A 5,609-nucleotide genomic window follows, 5' to 3' on the forward strand; every position below is an offset into this window, starting at 1 on the left:
AAGAAGATCATTAAGAGATTATGAAGAACAACTTGTGTGGATTTTTACTGGTTGATTGATCGAAATTATTTTCATTGATTGATGGTAGAAATTACTCGAAGTTTATTTGAGAAATATTTGTCAGAAAATTGATGAGCCAAGATTGGTGCCCTTTAAGGCACTACATAGTATTAAACTGAAGAGTTTGATCATGGCTCAGATTGAACGCTGGCGGCAGGCTTAACACATGCAAGTCGAGCGGGGAAAGGTAGCTTGCTATCTGACCTAGCGGCGGACGGGTGAGTAATGCTTAGGAATCTGCCTATTAGTGGGGGACAACATCTCGAAAGGGATGCTAATACCGCATACGTCCTACGGGAGAAAGCAGGGGACCTTCGGGCCTTGCGCTAATAGATGAGCCTAAGTCGGATTAGCTAGTTGGTGGGGTAAAGGCCTACCAAGGCGACGATCTGTAGCGGGTCTGAGAGGATGATCCGCCACACTGGGACTGAGACACGGCCCAGACTCCTACGGGAGGCAGCAGTGGGGAATATTGGACAATGGGGGGAACCCTGATCCAGCCATGCCGCGTGTGTGAAGAAGGCCTTTTGGTTGTAAAGCACTTTAAGCGAGGAGGAGGCTACCGAGATTAATACTCTTGGATAGTGGACGTTACTCGCAGAATAAGCACCGGCTAACTCTGTGCCAGCAGCCGCGGTAATACAGAGGGTGCAAGCGTTAATCGGATTTACTGGGCGTAAAGCGCGCGTAGGTGGCCAATTAAGTCAAATGTGAAATCCCCGAGCTTAACTTGGGAATTGCATTCGATACTGGTTGGCTAGAGTATGGGAGAGGATGGTAGAATTCCAGGTGTAGCGGTGAAATGCGTAGAGATCTGGAGGAATACCGATGGCGAAGGCAGCCATCTGGCCTAATACTGACACTGAGGTGCGAAAGCATGGGGAGCAAACAGGATTAGATACCCTGGTAGTCCATGCCGTAAACGATGTCTACTAGCCGTTGGGGCCTTTGAGGCTTTAGTGGCGCAGCTAACGCGATAAGTAGACCGCCTGGGGAGTACGGTCGCAAGACTAAAACTCAAATGAATTGACGGGGGCCCGCACAAGCGGTGGAGCATGTGGTTTAATTCGATGCAACGCGAAGAACCTTACCTGGTCTTGACATAGTAAGAACTTTCCAGAGATGGATTGGTGCCTTCGGGAACTTACATACAGGTGCTGCATGGCTGTCGTCAGCTCGTGTCGTGAGATGTTGGGTTAAGTCCCGCAACGAGCGCAACCCTTTTCCTTATTTGCCAGCGGGTTAAGCCGGGAACTTTAAGGATACTGCCAGTGACAAACTGGAGGAAGGCGGGGACGACGTCAAGTCATCATGGCCCTTACGACCAGGGCTACACACGTGCTACAATGGTCGGTACAAAGGGTTGCTACCTCGCGAGAGGATGCTAATCTCAAAAAGCCGATCGTAGTCCGGATTGGAGTCTGCAACTCGACTCCATGAAGTCGGAATCGCTAGTAATCGCGGATCAGAATGCCGCGGTGAATACGTTCCCGGGCCTTGTACACACCGCCCGTCACACCATGGGAGTTTGTTGCACCAGAAGTAGGTAGTCTAACCTTAGGGGGGACGCTTACCACGGTGTGGCAGATGACTGGGGTGAAGTCGTAACAAGGTAGCCGTAGGGGAACCTGCGGCTGGATCACCTCCTTAACGAAAGATTGACGATTGGTAAGAATCCACAACAAGTTGTTCTTCATACGATGTATCTGAGGGTCTGTAGCTCAGTTGGTTAGAGCACACGCTTGATAAGCGTGGGGTCACAAGTTCAAGTCTTGTCAGACCCACCACTATCTGACTACAGAAGAAAAGATACATTGACTTATTGATAAGCTGGGGACTTAGCTTAGTTGGTAGAGCGCCTGCTTTGCACGCAGGAGGTCAGGAGTTCGACTCTCCTAGTCTCCACCATACATTCCTACGGAATGTATAAAGACAAAAGCTAATAAATAGACAATCAGTTGATTGTTAGTTTAGTCCTTAAGCGATCAAGTGATGAGATCCTAGAGATTAACAAGTACAAGCGTTATGATACGCGGACTTGATAATCTCTGTGATTTATCACAGTTTCCTGACCTGACGAAGGCTGGAAAAATCATTAACAGAATATATTTGAGTTGAAATAATTTGTTCAAACTCGTTTCAAGTAGGCAACTACAAGAAATGAGTTCTAGCGAAATTAACTGAATCAAGCGTTTTGGTATATGAATCTAATTGAAGCTGTACAGTAGTTAAATCTACGAAACGCCAACTGTATGAGCGTGATGAGAGATCATCACAATCTGTTGCTTATCCCACTTGTAAGGATAAACGACTGTTTGGGGTTGTATAGTCAAGTAATTAAGTGCATGTGGTGGATGCCTTGGCAGTCAGAGGCGATGAAAGACGTGATAGCCTGCGAAAAGCTCCGGGGAGGCGGCAAATATCCTGTGATCCGGAGATGTCTGAATGGGGAAACCCACTTACCATAAGGTAGGTATTGCAACATGAATACATAGTGTTGCAAGGCGAACGAGGGGAAGTGAAACATCTCAGTACCCTTAGGAAAAGAAATCAATTGAGATTCCCTCAGTAGCGGCGAGCGAAAGGGGAAGAGCCCATTAAGTCATATAAGTTCTAGTGGAACGCTCTGGGAAGTGCGACCGTAGACGGTGATAGTCCTGTACACGAAAGGGCTTATATGATGATGTCGAGTAGGGCGAGGCACGTGAAACCTTGTCTGAATATGGGGGGACCATCCTCCAAGGCTAAATACTCCTGACTGACCGATAGTGAACCAGTACCGTGAGGGAAAGGCGAAAAGAACCCCTGTGAGGGGAGTGAAATAGATCCTGAAACCGCATGCATACAAGCAGTGGGAGCCGACTTGTTCGGTGACTGCGTACCTTTTGTATAATGGGTCAGCGACTTATATTCAGTAGCGAGGTTAACCGCATAGGGGAGCCGTAGGGAAACCGAGTCTTAATAGGGCGTTTAGTTGCTGGGTATAGACCCGAAACCAGGTGATCTATCCATGAGCAGGTTGAAGGTTGGGTAACACTAACTGGAGGACCGAACCCACTGTCGTTGAAAAGCCAGGGGATGACTTGTGGATAGGGGTGAAAGGCTAATCAAACTTGGTGATAGCTGGTTCTCCCCGAAAGCTATTTAGGTAGCGCCTCGGACGAATACCATTGGGGGTAGAGCACTGTTTCGGCTAGGGGGTCATCCCGACTTACCAAACCGATGCAAACTCCGAATACCAATGAGTACTATCCGGGAGACAGACTGCGGGTGCTAACGTCCGTAGTCAAGAGGAAAACAATCCAGACCGCCAGCTAAGGCCCCAAAATTATAGTTAAGTGGGAAACGATGTGGGAAGGCATAGACAGCTAGGAGGTTGGCTTAGAAGCAGCCACCCTTTAAAGAAAGCGTAATAGCTCACTAGTCGAGTCGGCCTGCGCGGAAGATGTAACGGGGCTAAAACTATATGCCGAAGCTGCGGATGCATAATTTATTATGCGTGGTAGGGGAGCGTTCTGTAAGCCGATGAAGGTGGATTGAGAAGTCTGCTGGAGGTATCAGAAGTGCGAATGCTGACGTGAGTAACGACAATGCGAGTGAAAAACTCGCACGCTGAAAGACCAAGGGTTCCAGTCCAACGTTAATCGGGGCTGGGTGAGTCGACCCCTAAGGCGAGGCCGAGAGGCGTAGTCGATGGGAAATTGGTTAATATTCCAATACTTCTGTGTAATGCGATGAGAGGACGGAGAAGGTTAAGTCAGCCTGGCGTTGGTTGTCCAGGTGGAAGGTTGTAGGCATGTATCTTAGGCAAATCCGGGGTACTCTATGCTGAGAACTGATAGCAAGCTGTACTTGTACAGTGAAGTGGCTGATACCATGCTTCCAGGAAAAGTCTCTAAGCTTCAGTTACACAGGAATCGTACCCGAAACCGACACAGGTGGTCAGGTCGAGTAGACCAAAGCGCTTGAGAGAACTCTGCTGAAGGAACTAGGCAAAATGGTACCGTAACTTCGGGAGAAGGTACGCTGTTGTCTGTGATAGGACTTGCTCCTTGAGCGGCCGACAGCCTCAGAAACCAGGCCCCTGCAACTGTTTATTAAAAACATAGCACTCTGCAAACACGAAAGTGGACGTATAGGGTGTGATGCCTGCCCGGTGCTGGAAGGTTAATTGATGGGGTTAGCGTAAGCGAAGCTCTTGATCGAAGCCCCAGTAAACGGCGGCCGTAACTATAACGGTCCTAAGGTAGCGAAATTCCTTGTCGGGTAAGTTCCGACCTGCACGAATGGCATAATGATGGGGGCGCTGTCTCCAGCAGAGACTCAGTGAAATCGAATTCGCCGTGAAGATGCGGTGTACCCGCGGCTAGACGGAAAGACCCCGTGAACCTTTACTGCAGCTTGACATTGAACTTTGATCTTACTTGTGTAGGATAGGTGGGAGGCTTTGAAGTCGCGACGCTAGTTGCGATGGAGCCGTCCTTGAAATACCACCCTGGTAATATTGAGGTTCTAACTCTGTCCCGTTATCCGGGACGAGGACCATGTCTGGTGGGTAGTTTGACTGGGGCGGTCTCCTCCTAAAGAGTAACGGAGGAGTACGAAGGTGCGCTCAGCGTGGTCGGAAATCACGCGTAGAGTATAAAGGCAAAAGCGCGCTTAACTGCGAGACCCACAAGTCGAGCAGGTACGAAAGTAGGTCTTAGTGATCCGGTGGTTCTGTATGGAAGGGCCATCGCTCAACGGATAAAAGGTACTCTGGGGATAACAGGCTGATACCGCCCAAGAGTTCATATCGACGGCGGTGTTTGGCACCTCGATGTCGGCTCATCTCATCCTGGGGCTGAAGCAGGTCCCAAGGGTATGGCTGTTCGCCATTTAAAGAGGTACGCGAGCTGGGTTTAGAACGTCGTGAGACAGTTCGGTCCCTATCTACCGTGGGCGTTGGAAATTTGAGAGGATCTGCTCCTAGTACGAGAGGACCAGAGTGGACGAACCTCTGGTGTACCGGTTGTCACGCCAGTGGCATCGCCGGGTAGCTATGTTCGGAAGGGATAACCGCTGAAAGCATCTAAGCGGGAAGCCTACCTCAAGATAAGATTTCCCCGAGACTTTATGTCTCCTAAAGAGCCGTTGAAGACTACGACGTTGATAGGTTGGATGTGGAAGCATAGTGATATGTGAAGCTGACCAATACTAATTGCTCGTGAGGCTTGACTATACAACACCCAAACAGTTGTTGTACGAACTTCGAAAGAAGTGAGGATCAATTGATTCGATATTAAACAAAGTGACTTGATTTAGTTACGCTGAACGAACAAACTACTGCAACTCAGATATACCTGTTAATAACTCATTTGACCAAGCAACGGCAAACATCAAAAGATGTGAATAAGACCAAATGCAAAGTCATAACAGTTGTGCTGGCGACCATAGCAAGAGTGAACCACCTGATCCCTTCCCGAACTCAGAAGTGAAACCTCTTAGCGCTGATGGTAGTGTGGGGTTACCCATGTGAGAGTAAGTCATCGCCAGCTCATTATTCGAAA

2 tRNA genes and 3 rRNA genes are annotated in these 5,609 nt (G+C 48.8%); all 5 read left to right on the top strand.

Annotated elements, in window-relative coordinates:
• Nucleotides 1–172: 172 nt before the first annotated feature.
• Nucleotides 173–1,710, top strand: a 16S ribosomal RNA gene (locus V6C11_RS02760).
• 60 nt (nucleotides 1,711–1,770) lie between these two features.
• A tRNA-Ile gene (locus V6C11_RS02765) sits at nucleotides 1,771–1,847 on the top strand.
• A gap of 45 nt (nucleotides 1,848–1,892) precedes the next feature.
• Nucleotides 1,893–1,968, top strand: a tRNA-Ala gene (locus V6C11_RS02770).
• 419 nt (nucleotides 1,969–2,387) lie between these two features.
• Nucleotides 2,388–5,281 (top strand): 23S ribosomal RNA (locus V6C11_RS02775).
• 201 nt (nucleotides 5,282–5,482) lie between these two features.
• Nucleotides 5,483–5,597, top strand: a 5S ribosomal RNA gene (rrf, locus tag V6C11_RS02780).
• The 16S, 23S and 5S rRNA genes sit together here with 2 tRNA genes alongside, the layout of an rRNA operon.
• Nucleotides 5,598–5,609: the final 12 nt, after the last annotated feature.

It is taken from the genome of Desulfotomaculum sp. 1211_IL3151 (assembly GCF_036763075.1).
Taxonomy (GTDB): domain Bacteria; phylum Bacillota; class Desulfotomaculia; order Desulfotomaculales; family Desulfotomaculaceae; genus Desulfotomaculum.